The following is a 20,864-nucleotide window of genomic DNA, read 5'->3' on the forward strand; positions in this document are numbered from 1 at the left end:
GGCCCCGCCCGGCCGCCGCGCCGGGCCACCGGCCCGGCAGGGGGGACGGCGAGCGGAACGGCCCGGCCGGCCCGGGCGGAGACGCCGGCTCAGGCCGAGACGTCGGCTCGGGCGGAGACGCCGGCCCGAGCGGAGACACCGGCTCAGGCGGAGACGCCGGCTCGGGCAGAGAGGCCGGCTCAGGCGGAGATGCCGTCGATCCGGGCCATCGCGTCCTCGGCGCCGAACGCCTCCAGGTAGGGCAGCCAGCGCGGGTCCCTGTGCCCCGTGCCGATGATGCGCCAGGCCAGCCCGGTGGGCGGCGCGGGCTGGTGCCGCAGCCGCCACCCCAGCTCCGCGACATGGCGGTCGGCCTTGACGTGATTGCAGCGGCGGCAGGCCGCCACCACGTTCTCCCAGGCGTGCTGGCCGCCGCGGCTGCGCGGGACGACGTGGTCGACGCTGGTTGCGACACCACCGCAGTACGCGCAGCGCCCGCCGTCCCTGGCGAACAGGGCACGGCGGGTGAGCGGGACAGGGCCGCGAAAGGGCACCCGGACGAACCGTTTGAGCCGGACGACACTCGGTGCGGGGATCGTGCAGGACGCGCTGTGCAGATAGGCGCCCGTGTCCTCCAGGCTGATGGCCTTCTCGTTGAGGACGAGTATGAGCGCGCGGCGGAGCGGTACGACGCCGAGCGGCTCGTACGACGCGTTGAGGACCAGGACATGCGGCACGGGTGCCTCCTTGTACGCCGGCGGCGCGTGGCTCGCGCCGGGACGATCTCCTGCAAGTGTCCCCCGGCCCCTGGCAGGAACGCCACCATCACCGGGTAACGGGTCTCGGGTGTTTTGGAACACACTGTGTTCATCCCCCGCGCAAGACCCGCCCCATCTCGAACACAGCAACGGAAGAACCCGGCTGCCCCGTTAGTGTGGTGGGTCTGCCCACGCCTCTCGTCCGGCGCGGGCGTGTGTACCGCATGGAGGGTTCCTCACGTGTTCTGGTCCGCTGGTCTGGCCGCAGACTCCACGTCTCGTCCTGTCTCTCTCGACGAGGCGCAGCGAACGGCGAACGACGCCGCGGGCTGGGTGGAAGCGAACTGGTCCATCTGGCTCACCGATTTCCTGCGCATCGTCCTGATCATCACGATCGCGGTGGTCATGCGCTCGCTGATCCGCCGCACCATCACCAAGCTGATAGCGCGGATGAACCGCACCGCCCAGGCCGTCGACGGCACCGCGCTGGGCGGTCTGCTCGTCAACGCGGAGCGGCGCCGGCAGCGCTCGGAGGCCATCGGCTCGGTGCTGCGCAGCGTCACCTCCTTCCTGATCATGGGGACGGCGGCGCTCACGGTGCTCTCCGTGCTGCAGATCGATCTGGCCCCGCTGCTGGCCAGCGCCGGTGTGGCCGGTGTGGCCATCGGTTTCGGCGCCCGCAACCTGGTCACCGACTTCCTGTCCGGCGTCTTCATGATCATCGAGGACCAGTACGGGGTCGGCGACGAGATCGACGCCGGGGTCGCCAAGGGCACCGTCGTGGAGGTCGGTCTGCGGGTGACGAAGCTGCGCGGCTCCGACGGCTCGATCTGGTACGTGCGCAACGGCGAGGTCAAGCGCATCGGCAACCTCAGCCAGGGCTGGGCCATGGCCGAGGTGGACGTGACCCTGCGCCACGACGAGGACCTCGACCGGGCCCGCGAGGCCATCGCGGGCGCGGGCGAGCAGCTCGCCAAGAGCGCGCCGTGGGACGAGAGGCTGGTGGAGCCGGTCGAGGTCATGGGACTGGACTCGGTCACCCTGGACTCCATGGTCGTACGGGTGCAGGCCAAGACGCTCCCCGGCCAGGCCGCCACCGTCGAGCGCGAGCTGCGCTGGCGCATCAAGCGGGCCCTGGACGCCGAGGGCATCCGCATGGGCGAGGCGCGCCCGGGCGACGAGCAGGGCGCGGGCGGCGATCCGCTCGCGGCGGTGTCGGCGCCCTCCGCGCTGGGCAACCCCTCCTCCCCGCAGTCGCAGGCGACGGCGCCGATACCGCAGCAGCAGTCGGGACCGCAGATCAACAAATAAGGGCCCGCTCTTCAAATAAGGGTTCACACTTCCTGGGCGGAGAGGGGAACATACCCGGCAGGCACGTGATCGGCTCCAGCCCCACAGGCAAGGGACGAACCCGATGAAACTGGCAGTGGTCGGCGGAGGCTCGACCTACACTCCCGAACTCGTCGACGGATTCGCGCGGTTGCGCGAGGTGCTGCCCGTCGGCGAACTGGTCCTCGTCGATCCGGATCCCGGCCGGCTGGAGGCCGTCGGCGGGCTGGCGCGGCGGATCCTCGCCCGGCAGGGCCACCCGGCCCGCGTGACCTGCACGGCGGACCTGGAGGCGGCCGCCGACGGCGCGGACGCGGTGCTGCTGCAACTGCGCGTGGGCGGCCAGGCGGCCCGCGAGCAGGACGAGACGTGGCCGCTGGAGTGCGGCTGCGTCGGCCAGGAGACCACGGGCGCGGGCGGGCTGGCGAAGGCGCTGCGCACCGTGCCGGTGGTGCTGGACATCGCCGAGCGGGTGCGCCGCCGCAACCCCGGCGCGTGGCTCGTGGACTTCACCAACCCGGTCGGCATCGTCACCCGCGCCCTGCTCTCGGCCGGGCACCGGGCGGTCGGCCTGTGCAACGTGGCCATCGGCTTCCAGCGCAGGTTCGCCGGACTCCTCGGGGTCGCCCCCGAGGAGGTGACGCTGGAGCACGTGGGCCTGAACCACCTCACGTGGGAGCGGTCCGTGCGCGTCGGCGGCGAGGACGTGCTGCCGCGCCTGCTCGCCGAGCACGGCGCGGCGATCGCGGAGGCCCTGCGCATGCCGCGCTCCGTCCTGGACCGGCTCGGGGTCGTGCCCTCCTACTACCTGCGCTACTTCTACCAGCACGACGAAGTCGTCCGGGAACTGCGCGCCAAGCCGTCACGGGCCGCCGAAGTGGCGGAGATGGAACGGCAGTTGCTGCGCATGTACCGGGACCCGGCGCTGGACATGAAGCCGGAGCTGCTGGCGAAGCGGGGCGGCGCGTTCTACTCGGAGGCCGCCGTCGCGCTGACCGCGGCGCTGCTGCGGACCGGTCCCCGGGGGCCGCGGGAGGACGTCCAGGTGGTCAACACCCTCAACAACGGCACGCTGCCGTTCCTGCCGGACGACGCGGTGATCGAGGTGCCCGCCGCGGTGGACGCGCGGGGCGCGCGGCCGCTGCCCGTGCGCCCGCTGGAGCCGCTGTTCGCCGGGCTGGTCGCGAACGTCACCGCCTACGAGCACCTGGCGCTGGAGGCGGCCCTCAAAGGCGGCCGGGAGCGGGTGTTCCGGGCGCTGCTCGCCCACCCGCTGATCGGCCGGCTGGACCGCGCGGACCGGCTGACCGACGCCCTCCTCGCCCACAACAAGGAGTACCTCGCGTGGGCGTGAGCGGTGTGCTGCTCGCGATCGACGCGGGCAACAGCAAGAGCGACGTGGCCCTGCTGAGGACGGACGGCACCGTGGTCGGCGAGGCGCGCGGCGGGGGCTTCCGGCCGGCCCGCACGGACACCCGGCAGGCGGTCTCGCAGCTCGCGGAGACCGTCGCGCGGGCGGCGGGAGCGGCCGCGCGCCCCGGCCCGCCGCCGGCCGCGCATGTGCAGGCGTGCCTGGCCAACTGCGATCTGCCGGTGGAGGAGGAGCGGCTCACCGCGGAGCTCCGCTCGCGCGGCTGGGGCCGTACGGTCGCCGTCGCCAACGACACCTTCGCACTGCTGCGGGCCGGCCTGCCCGACGGGGAGCCGGCGGCGGGCGTCGCCGTGGTGTGCGGGGCGGGCATCAACTGCGCGGGGCTGGCCCCCGGTGGCCGTACGGCCCGCTTCCCCGCGATCGGCCGGATCTCCGGCGACTGGGGCGGCGGCGGGCACCTCGGCGAGGAGGCACTGTGGTGGGCGGCGCGGGCCGCCGACGGCCGGGGCGAGCCCAGCGAGCTGGCCCGCGCCGTCCCCGCGCACTTCGGCCTGCCCGGCATGCCGGAGGTCATCGAGGCGCTGCACCTGGGCCGGGTGCCGATGGAGCGGCGGCACGAACTCGCGCCCGTGCTCTTCGCGGTGGCCGCGCGGGGCGACGTGGTCGCGCGGGCGGTCGTGGCCCGGCAGGCGGAGGAGATCGCGACCATGGCGTACGTGGCCCTGGCCCGGCTGGAGTTGCTGGAGAGGGACGTGCCGGTGGTCCTGGGGGGCGGCGTCCTGGCCGCCCGGCACCCGCTCCTGCACGACCGCGTCGTCTCCTCGCTGGCCGAACGCGCCCCGAGGGCCCGCCCGTTGCTGGTGACCGCTCCCCCGGTGCTGGGCGCGGCGCTGCTGGCCCTGGACCACGCGGGGGCGGCGCCGGGGGCGTACGCGCGGCTGCGGGCGCACTACGGGGAGCGGGGCGGGGCGCCGCAGGGGCGGGAGCGGGTGCCGGACGTGCCGGACTCCGCTCCGCCGAACGGATCGCGCGCTCACGACCTGGCCGTACGGGAACCGGACGGGCCCCGGCACGCGTGCCCGTAAGAGGGAGGCCGCGCCCGGCCGACGCGGTGCCCCGGGGGCCCGGAACGCGACCCGGTCCGCACAAGATCGGGCAGCACGAGTGCCTTTGTCGGTCCCTGCGGCCATACTGCTGGCCGGGCGCTCTCGTTCTCCGCGACGCGGACGGGAGCCGTCCGCAGCGACCGAGGGGGAGGTCTCGTGTCACACCCGCAGCAGTCCGGCGGCACCACGGCAAGACCCGGATCCGCCCTGCCCTCCCCCGCCGCCCCGGCGGCTCCGCCGGGTCCGCCACCGGGCCCGCCCGGCCGGCGCCCCGTCCCGCTGCTGCCGGTGACGGCGTGGCGGGAGGGGCTGGAGCGGCTGCGGGCGGCGGCCGTCACGGAGCCGGGGCGGCTGCGGATCATCGGCGCCGTCCTGGCCGTGCTGCTGGCGGTGTTCGGCGGGGTGACCGCCTGGCAGGTCGCGGACCGCTCGGCCGCCGCCGACGCCGTCGTCGGCGAGAGCCAGCCGCTGAGCGCGAACGCGGCGGACATCTACCGCTCGCTGGCCGACGCCGACACCACGGCCGCGAGCGGCTTCCTCGCGGGCGGGCAGGAGCCCCGCCCGGTGCGCGAGCGCTACGAGAAGGATGTCGCCCTGGCCTCCGAGCTGCTGACCAAGGCCTCGGCCAACGCGGGCGGTTCACCGGCGGCGCGCGAGCAGATAGCGCGGATGAACGAGCAACTGCCCCGGTACACGGGCCTGGTCGAGGCCGCCCGCGCCACCAACCGGCAGGGGCTGCCGCTCGGCGGCGCCTATCTGCGCTATGCCAGCGAGCGGATGCGCGAGGACCTGCTGCCCGCCGCCCGCCGGCTCTACGAGGCGGAGACCGGCCGGCTCGGCTCCGACTACGACGACGCCAAGTCCTGGCCGTGGGCGGCTCTCGCGGTCGGCGTCGTGGCCCTCGGCGCGCTGGGCTGGGCGCAGCGGCGCGCGTTCCTGCGCACCAACCGGGTCTTCAACCACGGCCTGCTGGCCGCGACGGGCCTGACGGCGGTGACGCTGCTGTGGCTGATCGCCGGGCATGCCGTGGCCCGTTCGGGACTGCAGGCCTCCTACGACCACGGGGCACGCTCCCTGCGGGTGCTCAGCGAGGCCCGGATCGGCTCCCTCCAGGCGCGCGGCGACGAGAACCTCACCCTGGTGGCGCGCGGCGCCGCCCTCACCGACAAGGGCGAGGACGTGTACGAGACGAGCTACCGGTCGGGCATGCGCGCGCTCGCCGGCGGAGGACAAGGCGCCCCGGGCCGGGGCACGTTGCTGGAGCGGGCGCTGGATCTCGCGCACGACGCGCAGGGCCGCGCCCCGGTGGAGCAGGCGGTCGCGGGGGTACGACAGTGGCAGGCGCGGCACCAGGAGGCGCGCGCGAAGGACGACGCGGGGATGTACGAGGAGGCGCTGCCGTTGGTCATCGGTAAGAAGGGCGACGACAAGGGCAGTACGGGCGAGTCGTTCGATCGGGTGGACCAGGCGCTGCGGCAGGCGCTGGAGCACGAGCAGAGCGCGTTCCGGCGGTCGGCCCACGACGGGCGCGGGGCGCTGTGGGGGCTCGACGCCGGGGCGGCCGTGCTCGCGCTGCTGGGTGCGGCGGGCGCGGTGCTGGGCATCGGCCGCAGGCTGTCGGAGTACCGCTGAGGGGGAACGGGGGAGAGCATGGGCGTGATCGGGAAGGGCACGCGCGCGCGTGCGGGACGGCGGCGCGCGACGGCGGCGGTCGCCCTCGCGGCCGGGTGCGCGCTGACCGCCACGGCCTGGACCCTGCGGCCGGCCCCCGCCGGTGAGGGGCACGCGGGCCGCGGGGCACCGGCCGCGGCGCGTACGGCCGCCCGGCCCGCCGCGCCGGCGGACACGGACGCGACGGACACGGCGGGCGCGGGGAGGCCGGCCGCCGCGCGCGGCACGTGCAGGGACGGGGAGGCCGACGCGAGCCTGCGGCCCTCGGCGGCGGACGGGCCCGCCGTGCAGCAGATCAAGAAGCGTGGCCATCTCGTCGCGGGCATCGACCAGAACAGCTACCGCTGGGGCTACCGGGACCCCGAGTCCGGGGAGCCGGTCGGCTTCGACATCGACCTCGTGCGCGCCATCGCCAAGGACATCCTGGGCGACGGCGGCAAGGTGGTCTTCCTCGCCATCCCCACCAGCCGGCGCATCCCGGCCGTGCAGCAGCACCAGGTGGACGTCGTCGTGCGCACGATGACCATCAACTGCGAACGGGCCGGCAAAGTCGCCTTCTCCACCGCCTACTTCGAGGCGGGCCAGCAGCTCCTGGCCCCCAAGGACTCGGCCGTCACGGCGTTCGACGACTCACTGAGGGGGAAGAGGATCTGCGCGGCCAAGGGATCGACGGCCGAGACCGAACTGAAGAAGAACGACCACGGGGCGAGCGTGCTGACCGTGCCCAATCAGCTGGACTGCCTGGTGAGAGTGCAGCTCGGCCAGGCGGACGCGGTCCTCACCGACAGCGCGCTCGCGGCCGGGCAGGCGGCCCAGGACCCGTCCGTGAAGCTCTTCGGAAAGCCGTTCACCAAGGAACTGTACGGCGTGGCGATGAACCAGGAGGACACGGACCTGGTACGCCGGGTGAACAAGGTGCTGGAGGACTACCGCGGCGGCGGTGCCGCCGGCCCCTGGATGCAGGCCTACCGCAAGTGGCTCGCCGCCGACCTCCCGGGGATCACCGCCCCGCCGGCGCCCAAATACCTGGACTGACACACCTGGACCGACACCTGGACCGACACCTGGACCGACATCTGGACCGACATCTGGGCCGACACATCCGGGCCGAAGGGGGCCGCCGGGCGGGCGGCCGCACCAACTGACCAGCACCACCGGACGTCCGCGGCACCGGCCGCGGCAGGAGAGGGGATCGATGGCGGTCGCGGGGCCCACCGGGCCGGCCTTGAGCCGCGAGGAGGCCGACCGCGTCCTGGCGCGGCTCGGCGCGGAGCACGAGGCCGTGGAGACCTCCCTGCTCGCCCTGCAGGACCACGCCGGGCGGCGGCTGCTGGAGGGCGCGGAGCTGACCGGGGTCACCAAGAGCCGGTGGGAGCTCGCCGAGCAGCTCATCGCCGGGCTGTGGACGTGCTTCGACGCCTACACCGCGGCCCTGACGGCCGCCCGGGAGCTGCGCGGCCGGCGCCGCTGGCCCACCCAGGGCGAACTGTCCGAGCTCACCGAGCTGTTGCGGGGCCAGGGCATCACCCTGCCGGGCAACGTCCTGCCGGCGGGCGGCGCGACGGACCCGCAGTCCCCCACGGCCACCGCCCGGCTCAGCGAACAGATCGGTCTGCAGGAGCTGTTGGACCGGATGAACGGCTGGTACGCCCAGGCCCTCGACGTCGTCGTCACCGCCGACGCCGTGTGGACGGCCCTGCCCGCCCGTATCGACCTGCTCTCCGCCGAGCTGCGGCGCACCCGCTTCCTGGCCCACTCGGTGGGCGTCCGGCCCGGCGAACACCCCTCCGGGGACGACCTGGAGCGCATCACCGAGGAGCTGACCGCGCTGCGTGCCGAGGTGCTCGCCGACCCGCTCGCGTTCTGGACGGGGTCCTCGCCCAGCTCCGCGCCCGGCGGCGGCCGCCCCGACACCGCCCGCTACGACCGCGCCGCCCGCGCCCTGGAGGACGTCCGGCGCGAGGTCGAGGCCGTGCTCGACGTGCGGCAGGACGCCGAGCAGCGGCTGATGCGGGTGCGCGACGTGCTCTCGCGCGCCGACCGCACGCTCGGCGAGGCCCGCCGGGCGCGCGTCGAGGTCCTGTCGAAGATCGCGGCGTCGGAGGTGCCCGCCGTCTCCGGCCCGCCGACGGCGCTGTACGAGCAGCTGACGGCGGCCGCCGAGCACCGCCGGCACGCCCGCTGGCACCGGCTCTCACCCCTGCTGGAGGGGCTGGAGCAGCGCGCGGAGGAGGAGTTGCTGCGCGCCCGGGAGTCGCTGACGGCCGTGACGGCACCGCTGGCGGTACGGGCGGAGCTGCGCGGCCGGCTCGACGCGTACCGGGCGAAGACGGCGCGGCACGGGCTCGCCGAGGACCGTGTCCTCGGCGAGCGCTACGACGCGGCGCGGCGCATGCTGTGGAGCGCGCCGTGCGATCTGGTCGCCGCCGAGGGGGCCGTGCTGCGCTATCAACAGGCGCTGGCCGAGGCCCTGGTGGCGGCCCCCGGCGGCGGGCTGCCGGTCCGCGACCACAGGGGGGAAGCATGAGCGGGAGCTGTCAGCGGCCCGGCTGCGAGGGCCGCTACGAGGACGTCGGCGGCGGCGAGTTGTACTGCGACACGTGCGGGCTCGCCCCGGTCGTCGCGCCGAACGGCACGCTCGCCTCGCTGGCCACGGGCATCACGAGCCCGGGGCGCGCGGGGCAGTCCTCCGCGCCGGGCGCGGGCGACGGTGAGGCGCGCTCCTCCTCCGGTTCGTCCTCCGCCTCGCCCTCCTCCTCGGGGTCCTCCGGCTCGTGCCGCTCGGTGCCGGGGCGGCTCTCGCGCTCCCTGGCGGCGGAGTCCGGCGGCTCGGCGGGCACGGCCACGCGCTCGGTGTCGGTGCGCAGTTCGAGCTCGGCGTCCGGCCCGGCGGTCGGCCGGGGCAAGCTCGGCGCGGGGCTCGTGGGCGTCCCGGAGGTGCCGACTCCCGATCCGCGCTCGGCGGTACTGGAGCATCCCGAGGTGCCCGAGCGCAAGCGGTTCTGCAGCAGGAGCGAGTGCGGTGCCCCTGTGGGGCGTTCGCGCGGTGACCGCAAGGGCCGCACGGAGGGCTTCTGCACCAAGTGCGGGCACCCCTACTCGTTCGTCCCGAAGCTGCGGCCGGGCGACGTGGTGCACGGCCAGTACGAGGTGGTGGGCTGTCTCGCGCACGGCGGCCTCGGCTGGACCTATCTGGCCATGGACCGCGCGGTCGACAGCCGCTGGGTGGTCCTCAAGGGCCTGCTCGACACCGGCGACCAGGAGGCGCTCGCGGTCGCCGTCTCCGAGCGGCGCTTCCTCGCCGAGATCGAGCACGCCAACATCGTGCGCATCTACAACTTCGTCGAGCACCTGGACCAGCGCACGGGCAGCCTGGACGGCTACATCGTGATGGAGTACGTCGGCGGCAAGTCGCTCAAGGAGATCGCCAACGAACGGCGCACCCCCCAGGGGCGGCGGGACCCGCTGCCCGTGGAGCAGGCCTGCGCCTACGGCATCGAGGCACTGGAGGCGCTCGGCCATCTGCACAGCCGCAACCTGCTGTACTGCGACTTCAAGGTCGACAACGCGATACAGCAGCGGGACCAGCTCAAGCTGATCGACATGGGCGCGGTCCGGCGGATGGACGACCACGACAGCGCCATCTACGGCACGGTCGGCTACCAGGCGCCGGAGGTCGCCGAGTCGGGCCCGTCCGTCGCCTCCGACCTGTACACCGTGGCCCGCACGCTGGCCGTGCTCACCTTCGACTTCCAGGGCTACACGTCCGTCTTCGCCGACAGCCTGCCCGACCCCGGGCACATCGAGGTCTTCCGCCGCTACGAGTCCTTCTACCGGCTGCTCGTCCGGGCCACCGACCCGGACCCGGAGCGCCGTTTCTCCTCCGCCGCGGAGATGGCCGACCAGCTGACGGGCGTCCTGCGGGAGATCATGGCCCTGCGGACGGGCGAGCCGAAGCCCGCGCTGTCGTCCCTGTTCGGCCCGGAGCTGCGGGTGGTGGACAGCAGGCTCTTCGAGGAGAACGACGGCCCCGTCTCGGCCCTGGGCGAGCGGAAGCCGCACGCCGACGGGGGCAGGCCGCTGCCGTGGCTGCCCCGGCAGCGGCGACTCGCGCCCCCCGCACCCTTGTCGGCCCTCCCGGCACCGGAGATACCCGACGCCCCGGCCGTCGCCGCTCTCGACACCCGGGCCGCCGCCCTCGCGCTGCCGGTGCCGCTGGTGGACCCGGGCGACCCCAACGCCGGCTTCCTCGCGGGCCTGCTCGCCTCCCGGCCCGCCGAGCTGCTGACCGCGCTGCGGGCCGCGCCCGCCGACTCGCCGGAGCTGCGACTGCGGCGCGTACGGGCCCAGTTGGAGCTCGGCGAGGACGACGACGCCTCCCTGGCCCTCGCGAGCCTGGAGGGCGGGCACCGCGACGACTGGCGCGTCGTGTGGTACCGGGGCCTGCACGGGCTGGCCGTCGGCGACCACGGGACCGCCGCGCTGTCCTTCGACGCCGTCTACGACGCGTTCCCGGGCGAGCCCGCGCCCAAGCTCGCGCTCGGCGTGTGCGCGGAGGTGCTGGGCCAGCTCGACAACGCCGCCGAGTACTACCGCCTGGTGTGGATCACCGACCGGTCCTTCGTCAGCGCCGCCTTCGGACTGGCCCGGGTACGGCTGGCCACCGGTGACCGCGCGGGCGCGGTGGCCGCCCTGGAGTCCGTACCGCCGTCGCAGGTCCACTGCACGGCGGCGCGGGTCGCGGCCGTACGGGCCCGGCTGCGGCAGCGCTCCCCGCACGACGCGCTGCTCGCGGACCTGCGGGCGGCCGCCGCCGAGGTGGAGCGCCTCACGGACGCGGGCCTGGACACGCTGCGCCGGGAGCGGCTGTCAACGGAGGTGCTGGGCTGCGCACTGGACTGGGTGCTCTGCGGCGGTCCTGGCGCGCCGGGGACGCCGGGCGCCGCGGGCGGGCCCACACTGCTCGGCAGCGGCCTGGACGAGCGGGGGCTGCGCTTCGGCCTGGAGCGCTCGTACCGGGTACTGGCACGGCTCGCCCAGCGCGGCGAGGAACGGATCGAACTGGTGGAGCGCGCCAACCGCCTCCGCCCCAGGACATGGGTGTGATCGATGTCGCAACTGCCGCGCCCCCCACAGCTGACGGCGTGCCCGGCCTGCCACGAGCCGCTGGAGCCGGCGGACAACTTCTGCGGCGGCTGCGGCGCCGACCTCTCGGCGGTCCCGCCGCCCGCCGCCCCGGGCGAGCACTGGCGCACCGGCGTGCCCGGCCGGGGCGGCGGGCGCGCGGACGCCCGCCCCGCGCCGGGTCCCCTCCCCGGCCCGCCGCCCGGCAGCGACTGCTCCGCGTCGCCCACCGCGCCCCCGGCCTCCGCCCCTCCCGACCCGCGGGACCCGCGCGCGGCCGTGGCCGTGCCCGGCCAGGGAGCGCACGCGCTGTGCGGAGCGCCGGGCGAGCCGGGTGCGGCGCGCCCCGGCGCGCTCGGGGCGGGGCGCGCCTGCACGGCCTGCCGATCCGGCATGATCGACAAGGACGGGTACTGCGAACACTGCGGTCATGCACAGCCGCGCGAACGGGATCACATGGAGCACGAGCTGCCAGACGTGGCGGCGGTCAGCGACCGCGGCCTGCGCCACCACCGGAACGAGGACGCCTACGCCGTGTCCGCCCCGGCCCTCGCGGACGGCACCACCGCCACCGTCGCGGTCGTCAGCGACGGCGTGTCCTCCGCGACCCGGCCCGACGAGGCGTCGGCCGCGGCCTGCGCGGCCGCGGGGGAGGCGCTCGGCGAGGCCCTGCCCGCCGGCACGGACCCCAGGCGGGCCACCCACGAGGCGATCCTGCGGGCGGCGGAGGCCGTCGCCGCGCTCGCCTCCCCGCCCGCCGTCAACGAGCCGCGCGAGCACGAGCCGTACCGCCAGGTCAACGCCCCCGCCTGCACGATCGTGACCGCCGTGGTCACCGGCGAGCTGCTCACGGTCGGCTGGATCGGCGACAGCCGCGCCTACTGGGTGCCCGAGGACCGCGGGACCGAGCCGGCCCGGCTCACGGAGGACGACTCCTGGGCGGCGCAGATGGTCGCGGCCGGACTGCTGTCGGAGGCCGAGGCGTACGCGGACGAGCGCGCGCACGCCATCACCGGCTGGCTCGGCGCGGACGCGTACGAGATCGAGCCGCACACCGCGTCCTTCACACCCGACCGGGCGGGCGTGGTGCTCGTGTGCACGGACGGGCTGTGGAACTACGCGGAGTCCGCCGAGGAGATGGCCGCGATCACCCCGTCCGACGCCCGGACCCGCCCGCTCGCGGCGGCCCGGCAGCTGGTCGCCCACGCGCTGGAGTGCGGGGGCCACGACAACGTAACGGTGGCCGTGCTGCCGTTCCCCCGTCCGTCGGACGGGGCAGGAGCGTCCTGAGCGGTTGAACGGGGGGATGCGCGCGGGTGCTGTGCGCCGGTCCGCCCCCTGAAGTGACCCATGGTCCACAGGTGTTCGGCTTGGCAAGTGGAGTACCCGAGGAGCGGATCAATGACCGGTTTCGCGACAACGGATGTGCCCCGGTTCACGGTCGAGGTGTACCAGAACCCGTATCTGCCGGAGGGCGGCAGCGAGGTCGACGCGATCGTGACGGTCACGGCGACAGGCTCGAACAGCGCGTCCGGGGCCGCGGGCACCGTGGGCGCGGCCGGGGCTGTGACCGGTGCTGTCGACGGGAGCCCCACCTCGCAGCTGCGTCTGCCGTTCGTCCCCGCGCAGGGCCAGGCGGCGGGCCGGGCCCCGCGCGAGCACGCCCCGGGCGCCCCCGACGCGGCCGTGGTGATCATGGTCGACTGTTCCGGCTCGATGGACTACCCGCCGACGAAGATGGAGAACGCCCGGGAGGCCACCGCGGTCGCCGTCGAGGCCCTGCGCGACGGCGTGGCCTTCGCGGTGGTCGCCGGTACGCACCAGGCGAAGGAGGTCTATCCGGGCGGCGGGCGGCTCGCGGTGGCCGGCGCGTCGACCCGGGCGCAGGCCAGGGCGGCGCTGCGCGCGCTGGAGCCGGGCGGCGGCACCGCGATCGGCACCTGGCTGCGGCTCGCCCGCCGGCTGCTGGCCGCGGCGGACGTCTCGATACGGCACGGCATCCTGCTCACCGACGGCCGCAACGAGCACGAGGAGCCGGACGAGCTGCGCGCCGTACTGGCCGAGTGCGCCGGGGAGTTCACCTGCGACGCGCGGGGCGTGGGCACGGACTGGGTGGTCCAGGAGGTCACCGGCATCGCCTCCGCGCTGCTGGGCTCCGCCGACATCGTCGCCGATCCGGCCGGGCTGGCCGAGGACTTCCGGCGGATGATGGAGACCGCGATGGGCAAGGAGGTCGCGGACGTGGCGCTGCGGGTGTGGACCCCGCAGCGGGCCGAGGTGTGCTTCGTCAAGCAAGTCGCGCCGTCCGTCGTGGACTTGACGGACCGGCGCACCGGGGCCGGGCCACGCACGGGCGACTATCCGACGGGTTCGTGGGGCGAGGAGTCGCGCGACTACCACGTGTGCGTCCGGGTGCCGGTCGCTGCGGTGGGCGAGGAGATGCTCGCCGCCCGTGTCTCGCTCGTCCTGCCCGGGCCCGGGACGCCCCGCGTGCTCGCGCAGGGCCTGGTGCGGGCGGTGTGGACGGACGACCCGGCGGCCTCGACGGCGATCAACCCGCAGGTCGCGCACTACACCGGGCAGGCCGAGCTGGCCCGGGCCATCCAGGCGGGCCTCGAACTGCGCAAGGCGGGAGACCTCGACGGGGCGACGGCGAAACTCGGGCGGGCCGTGCAGCTGGCGAGCCGCTCCGGCAACGAGGACACCGCCCGGCTGCTGGCCAAGGTGGTGGACGTGGTCGACGCCGCGAGCGGTACTGTGCGGCTGAAGCCGAAGGTCTCGGAGGAGGCGGAGATGACCCTGGAGACCCGCTCCACCCGGACCGTGCGCGTGAAGAAGAGGGGGGACTGAACCGCCATGCCGAGCTGCCCGAAGGGCCACCATTCCACGAACACGGACTGGTGCGAGGTGTGCGGCCACCGGATGCCCGGGGGAGAACCGGACGCGGGCGCGCAGGGGGGTACGGGCGCGGGCAGCGTACCGCCGCCGCCCCCGCCGCATCCGCCGGTGACCCCGGTGCCCGGGGCCACCGGGGCGCAGGGTGTCCCCGGCGGCTACGAAGTGCCCACCGTGCAGGCGGAGCTGTGTCCGCGCTGCCGGACGCCGCGCGAGGCCGGGTCGGCGTTCTGCGAGGAGTGCCGGTACCACTTCCTGACGCACACGGAGGCGTCGTTCCCGCCGCCCGTGCCGCCCCCGTCGCGGGGTCCGTCGCCGTACGAGTACGAGCGGTCGAGCCCCTCGCGGATCAACCGCCCCGCCGAGCCGCTGACCGACGAGGAGGGCGACTGGCTGCTGCCGCCGCCGGCCACCCCGCCGCCGGCCCCGGCCGTGCCGGCGCAGCAGCCGCCCTACGAGCCGTACCGGCCGTACACCCCGGCCCCGCCCGCGGCCCAGGACCCGCCGCCGGCGCCGCCCTCGTGGGTCGCGGTCGTGGCTCCCGACCGCGAGTACTTCCTGGCGATGATGGGCCGCAGCGGCCCGGAGGCGGCGGGGCTGAACCTGCCCGCGTACGCGCCGGAGGTGCAACTCCCCCTCAGCGGGCCGCAGGTGAGCATCGGGCGCCGCCGGCACAGCACGGGCGAGTCCCCCGACATCGACCTCGCGCGCCCGCCGGAGGACCCGGGCGTCTCGCACTCCCACGCCATGCTGGTCCAGCAGCCGGACGGCAGCTGGGCCGTGGTCGACAAGGACTCGATGAACGGCACCACGATCAACGGCTCGGAGGAGCCGATCCAGCCGTATGTACCGGTCCCGCTGCGGGACGGGGACCGCGTCCACGTCGGCGCCTGGACCACGATCACCCTCCGCCGGATCTCCTGAGGGACCGCGGGGCGGCCCCCGGTCCTACGTCGCCGGTCCTCGGCCGGACGGTTTGAGAGCATGGAGGGGTGAACGAGATTCCGCGCGGCACCGTTTCCGATCAGACCTTCTACGAGCAGGTCGGCGGGGAGGAGACCTTCCGGCGCCTGGTCCACCGCTTCTACCAGGGCGTGGCCGGGGACCCGCTGCTGCGCCCGATGTATCCGGAGGAGGACCTCGGGCCGGCGGAGGAGCGCCTCGTGCTCTTCCTCATGCAGTACTGGGGCGGGCCCCGTACGTACAGCGAGAACCGCGGGCACCCGAGGCTGCGGATGCGGCACGCCCCCTTCGCCGTGGACCGCGCGGCGCACGACGCCTGGCTGAAGCACATGCGGGCGGCGGTGGACGAGCTGGAGCTCGAACCGGCGCACGCCGAGCAGCTGTGGAACTACCTGACGTACGCGGCCGCGTCGATGGTCAACACGGCGGGCTGAGACACCACAGGCCGGAACACCACGGGCTGGGACACCACGAGCTGAGACACACGGTCCGGGCGCCCGGAATCAGGTGCGCCCGGACTCAGGTGTGCCTGGGTCCGGGTGCCTGATGGGCCGCGGCGACCGGCAGTCCGGTCATGCCGCCGGTACGGACCGCGACGGAGCCGTACGGCGTGCGCAGGCGCAGCCAGCCGCGGGCCGCGAACAGCGCGAGCGGCTCCGGCGGGGCCGGGGCCACGGCGGTCGCGGCGGTCGCGGTGCCAGAGCGGGAGGCGGCGACGGCCGCCGGCGCGGGGGCCGCGCCGCGCACCGGGCGCAGGAAGCCCAGCGACTGGGCGGCGTGGACCGCGCGCAGCGGCAGCGGGGTGTCTCCCAGGGTGCGGGACCAGATCTCCCGGCCGATGCGGTCGCGCTCGGCGCGGGTGCGGCGCTGCTCGGGCAGCGCCTCGTCGCGGGCCCGGAACTCCGCGACCGCGGCGGCGACGGCGGCCAGCGCCGTGGCCGCGTCCGGCAGGCCCGCGAGGCGCCGCCAGCCGCCGCGCGGCGGCAGCACCCCGGCCCAGGGCGGGCCGGTGACGGCCTCGGGCACACCGACCTCCAGCTCGCCGGCCCCCGGCTCACCGGCGGCCGGGCCCTCGGCGGCCGCGGCGTCCAGGGCGTCCGCGAGCCGGCCGGCGGAGACGGTGACGTCCAGGCCGTCGCCCCAGGCCAGGCGGGCGGTGCGGACGGCGAGGACCTCGAAGGACGGCGGGCGGCCGAAGACGGCGAGCACGCCGCCGCCCGACTGCAGCCGCACCGCGGCCGCCCGGTCGTAGTGGATCAGCCGGGCCAGGAAGGCGGCCAGGTCGGCCGCCTCCCGGGCGTCGGCGAAGCGCAGCCGCTGCCCCTGCGGGGGCCGATGCGCCGTCATACGGCGAGGGCCTCCTCGGAGTCGGACGGGTGGCGCGTCACGGTCAGCCTCGCGTCAGCTTCTTGTAGGTGGCGCGGTGCGGACGGGCGGCGTCCGGGCCGAGCCGCTCGATCTTGTTCTTCTCGTAGGACTCGAAGTTGCCCTCGAACCAGAACCACTTGGAGTTGCCCTCGTACGCCAGGATGTGGGTGGCGACGCGGTCGAGGAACCAGCGGTCGTGGGAGACGACCACGGCGCAGCCGGGGAAGTCCAGCAGCGCGTTCTCCAGCGAGGAGAGGGTCTCGACGTCGAGGTCGTTGGTCGGCTCGTCGAGGAGGAGCAGGTTGCCGCCCTGCTTGAGGGTGAGCGCCAGGTTCAGCCGGTTGCGCTCACCGCCGGAGAGCACCCCGGCCGGCTTCTGCTGGTCCGGGCCCTTGAAGCCGAACGCGGAGACGTAGGCGCGCGAGGGCATCTCGACCTGGCCGACGTTGATGTAGTCCAGCTCGTCGGAGACGACGGCCCACAGCGTCTTCTTCGGGTCGATGTTGGCGCGCGCCTGGTCGACGTAGGAGATCTTGACGGTCTCGCCGACCTTGATGTCGCCGGCGTCCGGGGTCTCCAGGCCCTGGATCATCTTGAACAGGGTCGTCTTGCCGGCGCCGTTGGGGCCGATGACACCGACGATGCCGTTGCGCGGCAGGGTGAAGGACAGGTCGTCGATGAGGACCTTCTCGCCGAAGGCCTTGGAGAGGTTGTTGACCTCGACGACGACATTGCCCAGCCGCGGGCCCGGCGGGATCTGGATCTCCTCGAAGTCCAGCTTCCGCATCTTGTCGGCCTCGGCGGCCATCTCCTCGTAACGGGCCAGCCGCGCCTTGGACTTGGCCTGCCGGCCCTTGGCGTTGGAGCGGACCCACTCCAGCTCTTCCTTGAGGCGCTTCTGGCGCTTGGCGTCCTTCTGGCCCTCGACCTTCAGACGCGCGGCCTTGTTCTCCAGGTAGGTGGAGTAGTTGCCCTCGTAGGGGATCGCGCGGCCGCGGTCGAGCTCCAGGATCCACTCGGCCACGTTGTCCAGGAAGTACCGGTCGTGGGTGATCGCCACGACGGTGCCGGCGTACTTGGCCAGGTGCTGCTCCAGCCAGTTCACCGACTCGGCGTCGAGGTGGTTGGTGGGCTCGTCGAGCAGCAGCAGGTCGGGGGCCTCCAGCAGCAGCTTGCAGAGGGCGACGCGGCGCTTCTCACCACCGGAGAGGTTGACGACGGGCCAGTCGCCGGGCGGGCAGCCCAGCGCGTCCATGGCCTGCTCCAGCTGGGCGTCGAGGTCCCAGGCGTTGGCGTGGTCGAGGTCCTCCTGGAGCTTGCCCATCTCCTCCAGCAGCGCGTCGGAGTAGTCCGTCGCCATCAGCTCGGCGATCTCGTTGAAGCGGTTGAGCTTCCCCTTGATCACGGCGACGCCGTCCTCGACGTTCTCCAGGACGGTCTTGGACTCGTCGAGCTTCGGCTCCTGCATCAGGATGCCGACGCTGTAGCCGGGCGAGAGGAACGCGTCACCGTTGGACGGCTGCTCCAGCCCCGCCATGATCTTGAGCACGGTGGACTTACCGGCACCGTTGGGGCCGACCACACCGATCTTCGCGCCGGGCAGGAAGCTCAGCGTCACGTCATCGAGGATGACCTTGTCGCCGTGCGCCTTGCGCGTCTTGCGCATGGTGTAGATGTACTCAGCCAAGAGAAACCGTCCGGCAGTCGAGAGGGACCAATTTGCGGCTCCGCCGCGTGAGGGCAGATACACCCATCTTGCCGCACCGCATGCCCGTGGCGGAAACCAGATACGGGCACGGCCCCCGGACGGAGGGCGCGCCCGCGCCGGGGCCCGGAGCGGGCCGGCGGCGGGCGGCGCGGGGCCCGCTCCCGCTCCGGGCCCGCGCCGCCCGCTCCCGGGCTCACTCCCAGGACGCCGCCTTCTCCCGGCGCAGCAGATAGACCGCGCCGCTGCCGACGACGATCAGCGCGATGGCGATGCCGGCGATCGTCGGCGTGGTGCTGGAACCGCCGGTGGCCGCGAGGTCGCGCCGGCCGGCGAAGCCGCGCGGGTCCCGGCGGGCGTCCCGGTCCGGGGCCGGTCCGACGTGCGAGACGACCGTGGCCGTCGTGGCGGCGGCGCCCTTGCCGCCCCGGGCCGCGCTCTCGGCGCCCGCGCCGGTCGCGCAGTCCAGGATCCCGGAGAACGCGCCGGGCAGCCCCTCGGGCCCGGTGACCGCGAAGCGGTACGCCTGGTCCTCGCCCACCTTCGCCAGCGTGGTCTCCGAGCGGCCCGGGGGCACGGTGTGCCGCACCCCGTCGAGCTCGAAGGCGAAGGGGGCGTCGCCCCGGTTGTCGGCGGTGATGTCGACGCCGCCCCGCTCGCAGTTCTTGCGCGCCGACAGCGCGGGTATGGCGCCCTGCTCCGCCCAGGTCGCGTCCGCCGTCGCGGTGACGGTGCTCTCGCTGGAGCCCGCGAGGATCTGGGGCTGCGTCTTGGTCTGGTCCCCGACGAAGACCCGGCCGACCGGGACCTTGGTGGCCGCCGTGGCCCGCACCGGGATCGAGCCGGGCGCCGCCCCGGGCCGCACGTCGAGGTAGAACTCGCCGCCGTCGCCGGTGGTGGTGACCGGGTTGCCGTCCTTGTCGACGATCCGCACCCCCTTGGACTCCGCGTCACCGACGGCTTCGAGGCTCACTCTGCTCGCATTGGTGCGCACGGACACCGGCCCGAGCCGCCCGCCGGACTTCCCCGAGACGGCCGCGGGGCTCAGGGTCAGCGACGCCTCGGGCTCCTCGCTGTCCTGGGCGCTGCGGTAGAGGTGGTCGGCGAGCTTCGCGGCGGCCTGGTCCCTGGTGCTCACCTCGACGCTGTCGGCGTAGCGCCAGATGGCGATCTGGGTGCCCGCCGCGGCGGAGTTCGCGTCCAGGGTGTCCGTACCGGCCTCCTTGGCGAGCGCGGCGAGGTCGTTCACCTGTGGATAGGAGTGCTGCAGGATCCAGCGGACGCGGCCCGCGTTGCGGTTGGCGTGCAGGGAGGACTCGCTCCAGCCCGTCTCCTTGTACTTGGCGCCCTCCACGGCGTGGGTGAGGACGTCCACGCTGTAGGTCTGCAGGGACCCGCCGCCCTCGACCCGCATCTCGGACAGCCCGGCGGGGACCGTGCTGGTTCTGTGCCGGTCGTGCACCACGGCCTCGGAGCCGGCGGTGATCCTGCCGAGCGTGGCACTGACCCCGCCCGCGCTCCGCGGCGCGTCGTCCGCGACGGCGGGGCCCGCCGCGGCCGCCGTGCCCACGACGGCCAGGCCCGACACCAGGGTCGCCGTGAGAAGGCGGGCAGATCCCCGCCTCTTGCCAGAAATCATCGACTTCCTTCCGGGCACCCGCGGGCCCGCGTACGCACCCTGCCCTTGTGCCTCGTCAGCGAACTCAAAACTCGGAAGCCCCCGTTGCCAGCCCCTGTCACGTTGCTGCGCAGGTGATCTTAAAGAGCGAAGGTGCCCCTATCCCCACCCGAGGGCCTGCTCAACCGATCCGAATCGGAATCGTTACCGGAACACCGGGCCTGACCTGGGATTATCGACAAATCCCCGCCACAAATCCCCCATTTTGCAAGGGTGTTGCCCGTGCTCACCGACGCGCGCTCCGCTGCCCGCAGCTCCACTGCCCGCCGCCCCGGCGGCGCCGCGACGGCTACGTCCCGGCCGTGACCGGCCGCGCGGCGGCCGCGGCCCGGGCCACGATCCGCTCGGCGACCTCGCCCACCCCCACCACGCCGTCCGTGCCGTCCATGCCGTCCGTCTCGTGCCGCGCGCCCGGTTCCGCCGCCACCGGCCGCGGTCCCGCGCGGTCCGCGGCCGCCCGTGCCGCCGCGCCCGCCATGCGCACGGGCTCGACCGGCAGCGGTCTGGCGGGCACGACCCTGCGGAAGGCCGAGGTGCCGCGCGTGAGGTCGTGACCGATCGACACGGCGTCAATGTCCGCCGACAGCCAGCGTTTTCCTTCGCTCGCGCGGTCCTGGATGCGCAACTTGCCCTGGACGATGAGGGGTTCGCCCACGGTGACCGAGGCGACCACATTGGCGGCCAGTGTCCGCCATGCCCACACGGTGTAGAAGCTCGTGTGGGCGTCCACCCACTCCTCCTTGACCCGGTCCCAGCGGCGCACGGTCGCCGCGAGGCGGAACCGTGTGACGGCCGAGCCGCCCGCCGTCTCCTTGAAGTCCGGCTGCGTCGCGACGTTTCCCACGACCGTCACCAATGTCTCGTTCATCTGCGATCGCCTCCCCCGTCCGGCTGCCGCGCGGTGCGGCACGGTCCA

Annotated in this window: 16 protein-coding genes; 11 read left to right on the plus strand and 5 right to left on the minus strand. The window is 74.6% G+C overall.

Going from position 1 to position 20,864, the window contains the following annotated elements; translation table 11 throughout:
• Window positions 1-179: 179 nt before the first annotated feature.
• Window positions 180-716 carry an HNH endonuclease gene (locus ACFP1Z_RS08820; RefSeq protein WP_390315361.1) on the minus strand — a complete coding sequence of 179 codons (537 nt, stop codon included), beginning with the start codon at window positions 714-716 and terminating at the stop codon, window positions 180-182.
• A 261-nt stretch (window positions 717-977) separates the two neighbouring features.
• Between ACFP1Z_RS08820 and ACFP1Z_RS08825 the strand changes: the two genes are divergently transcribed.
• From ACFP1Z_RS08825 to ACFP1Z_RS08875, 11 genes are all read left to right on the plus strand, one after another.
• A complete protein-coding gene (locus ACFP1Z_RS08825) occupies window positions 978-2,048 on the plus strand; it encodes a mechanosensitive ion channel family protein (RefSeq protein WP_390315362.1) in 1,071 nt (356 codons plus the stop codon).
• A gap of 103 nt (window positions 2,049-2,151) precedes the next feature.
• Window positions 2,152-3,420 carry a 6-phospho-beta-glucosidase gene (locus ACFP1Z_RS08830; protein ID WP_390315363.1) on the plus strand — a complete coding sequence of 423 codons (1,269 nt, stop codon included), beginning with the start codon at window positions 2,152-2,154 and terminating at the stop codon, window positions 3,418-3,420.
• Entirely contained in the window at window positions 3,411-4,523 is a 1,113-nt protein-coding gene (locus ACFP1Z_RS08835) for an N-acetylglucosamine kinase (RefSeq protein ID WP_390315364.1), read from the plus strand. The genes ACFP1Z_RS08830 and ACFP1Z_RS08835 overlap by 10 nt, the downstream gene beginning before the upstream one ends.
• Before the next feature lie 177 nt (window positions 4,524-4,700).
• A complete protein-coding gene (locus tag ACFP1Z_RS08840; protein ID WP_390315365.1) occupies window positions 4,701-6,176 on the plus strand; it encodes a hypothetical protein in 1,476 nt (491 codons plus the stop codon).
• 18 nt (window positions 6,177-6,194) lie between these two features.
• Complete coding sequence (locus ACFP1Z_RS08845; RefSeq protein ID WP_390315366.1) at window positions 6,195-7,250, plus strand: glutamate ABC transporter substrate-binding protein; 1,056 nt, start codon at window positions 6,195-6,197, stop codon at window positions 7,248-7,250.
• Between the two features lie 160 nt (window positions 7,251-7,410).
• Window positions 7,411-8,742 carry a hypothetical protein gene (locus tag ACFP1Z_RS08850; protein ID WP_390315367.1) on the plus strand — a complete coding sequence of 444 codons (1,332 nt, stop codon included), beginning with the start codon at window positions 7,411-7,413 and terminating at the stop codon, window positions 8,740-8,742.
• Window positions 8,739-11,321 (plus strand): serine/threonine-protein kinase, encoded by a 2,583-nt coding sequence (locus tag ACFP1Z_RS08855; protein ID WP_390315368.1) that lies wholly within the window; start codon window positions 8,739-8,741, stop codon window positions 11,319-11,321. Before ACFP1Z_RS08850 ends, ACFP1Z_RS08855 begins: the two co-directional genes overlap by 4 nt.
• A 3-nt stretch (window positions 11,322-11,324) precedes the next feature.
• Window positions 11,325-12,629 (plus strand): protein phosphatase 2C domain-containing protein, encoded by a 1,305-nt coding sequence (locus tag ACFP1Z_RS08860; protein WP_390315369.1) that lies wholly within the window; start codon window positions 11,325-11,327, stop codon window positions 12,627-12,629.
• Window positions 12,630-12,740: 111 nt separating this feature from the next.
• A complete protein-coding gene (locus tag ACFP1Z_RS08865; RefSeq protein WP_390315370.1) occupies window positions 12,741-14,189 on the plus strand; it encodes a vWA domain-containing protein in 1,449 nt (482 codons plus the stop codon).
• Window positions 14,190-14,195: 6 nt separating this feature from the next.
• Entirely contained in the window at window positions 14,196-15,158 is a 963-nt protein-coding gene (locus ACFP1Z_RS08870; protein WP_390315371.1) for an FHA domain-containing protein, read from the plus strand.
• 68 nt (window positions 15,159-15,226) lie between these two features.
• On the plus strand, window positions 15,227-15,631 hold the full coding sequence (locus ACFP1Z_RS08875) for a globin (RefSeq protein WP_390315372.1): 405 nt from the start codon (window positions 15,227-15,229) through the stop codon (window positions 15,629-15,631).
• Between the two features lie 85 nt (window positions 15,632-15,716).
• On the opposite strand, the gene ACFP1Z_RS08880 is transcribed toward ACFP1Z_RS08875, so the two are convergent.
• The 4 genes from ACFP1Z_RS08880 to ACFP1Z_RS08895 all read right to left on the minus strand — a co-directional run bounded on the left by ACFP1Z_RS08880 (window position 15,717) and on the right by ACFP1Z_RS08895 (window position 20,816).
• Window positions 15,717-16,544 (minus strand): DUF8010 domain-containing protein, encoded by an 828-nt coding sequence (locus ACFP1Z_RS08880; RefSeq protein ID WP_390315374.1) that lies wholly within the window; start codon window positions 16,542-16,544, stop codon window positions 15,717-15,719.
• A 43-nt stretch (window positions 16,545-16,587) separates the two neighbouring features.
• Window positions 16,588-18,252 carry an energy-dependent translational throttle protein EttA gene (gene ettA / locus ACFP1Z_RS08885; RefSeq protein WP_390315375.1) on the minus strand — a complete coding sequence of 555 codons (1,665 nt, stop codon included), beginning with the start codon at window positions 18,250-18,252 and terminating at the stop codon, window positions 16,588-16,590.
• Window positions 18,253-18,466: 214 nt separating this feature from the next.
• Complete coding sequence (locus ACFP1Z_RS08890) at window positions 18,467-19,909, minus strand: LAETG motif-containing sortase-dependent surface protein (RefSeq protein ID WP_390315377.1); 1,443 nt, start codon at window positions 19,907-19,909, stop codon at window positions 18,467-18,469.
• Window positions 19,910-20,237: 328 nt separating this feature from the next.
• Window positions 20,238-20,816, minus strand: coding sequence for a single-stranded DNA-binding protein (locus ACFP1Z_RS08895; protein WP_390315378.1), 579 nt, complete (start codon window positions 20,814-20,816; stop codon window positions 20,238-20,240).
• Window positions 20,817-20,864 lie beyond the last annotated feature (48 nt).

The organism is Streptomyces gamaensis (assembly GCF_042656465.1).
Taxonomy (GTDB): Bacteria; Actinomycetota; Actinomycetes; order Streptomycetales; family Streptomycetaceae; genus Streptomyces; species Streptomyces gamaensis.

Excerpts from the sequence above, each read along its gene's own strand:
- ACFP1Z_RS08895 (WP_390315378.1), bottom strand. The coding sequence starts at position 20,816 with ATGAACGAGACATTGGTGACGGTCGTGGGAAACGTCGCGACGCAGCCG.
- ACFP1Z_RS08880 (WP_390315374.1), bottom strand. The coding sequence starts at position 16,544 with ATGACGGCGCATCGGCCCCCGCAGGGGCAGCGGCTGCGCTTCGCCGAC.
- ACFP1Z_RS08870 (WP_390315371.1), top strand. The coding sequence starts at position 14,196 with ATGCCGAGCTGCCCGAAGGGCCACCATTCCACGAACACGGACTGGTGC.
- ACFP1Z_RS08855 (WP_390315368.1), top strand. The coding sequence starts at position 8,739 with ATGAGCGGGAGCTGTCAGCGGCCCGGCTGCGAGGGCCGCTACGAGGAC.
- ACFP1Z_RS08865 (WP_390315370.1), top strand. The coding sequence starts at position 12,741 with ATGACCGGTTTCGCGACAACGGATGTGCCCCGGTTCACGGTCGAGGTG.
- ACFP1Z_RS08890 (WP_390315377.1), bottom strand. The coding sequence starts at position 19,909 with ATGATTTCTGGCAAGAGGCGGGGATCTGCCCGCCTTCTCACGGCGACC.
- ACFP1Z_RS08850 (WP_390315367.1), top strand. The coding sequence starts at position 7,411 with ATGGCGGTCGCGGGGCCCACCGGGCCGGCCTTGAGCCGCGAGGAGGCC.
- ACFP1Z_RS08830 (WP_390315363.1), top strand. The coding sequence starts at position 2,152 with ATGAAACTGGCAGTGGTCGGCGGAGGCTCGACCTACACTCCCGAACTC.
- ACFP1Z_RS08860 (WP_390315369.1), top strand. The coding sequence starts at position 11,325 with ATGTCGCAACTGCCGCGCCCCCCACAGCTGACGGCGTGCCCGGCCTGC.
- ACFP1Z_RS08845 (WP_390315366.1), top strand. The coding sequence starts at position 6,195 with ATGGGCGTGATCGGGAAGGGCACGCGCGCGCGTGCGGGACGGCGGCGC.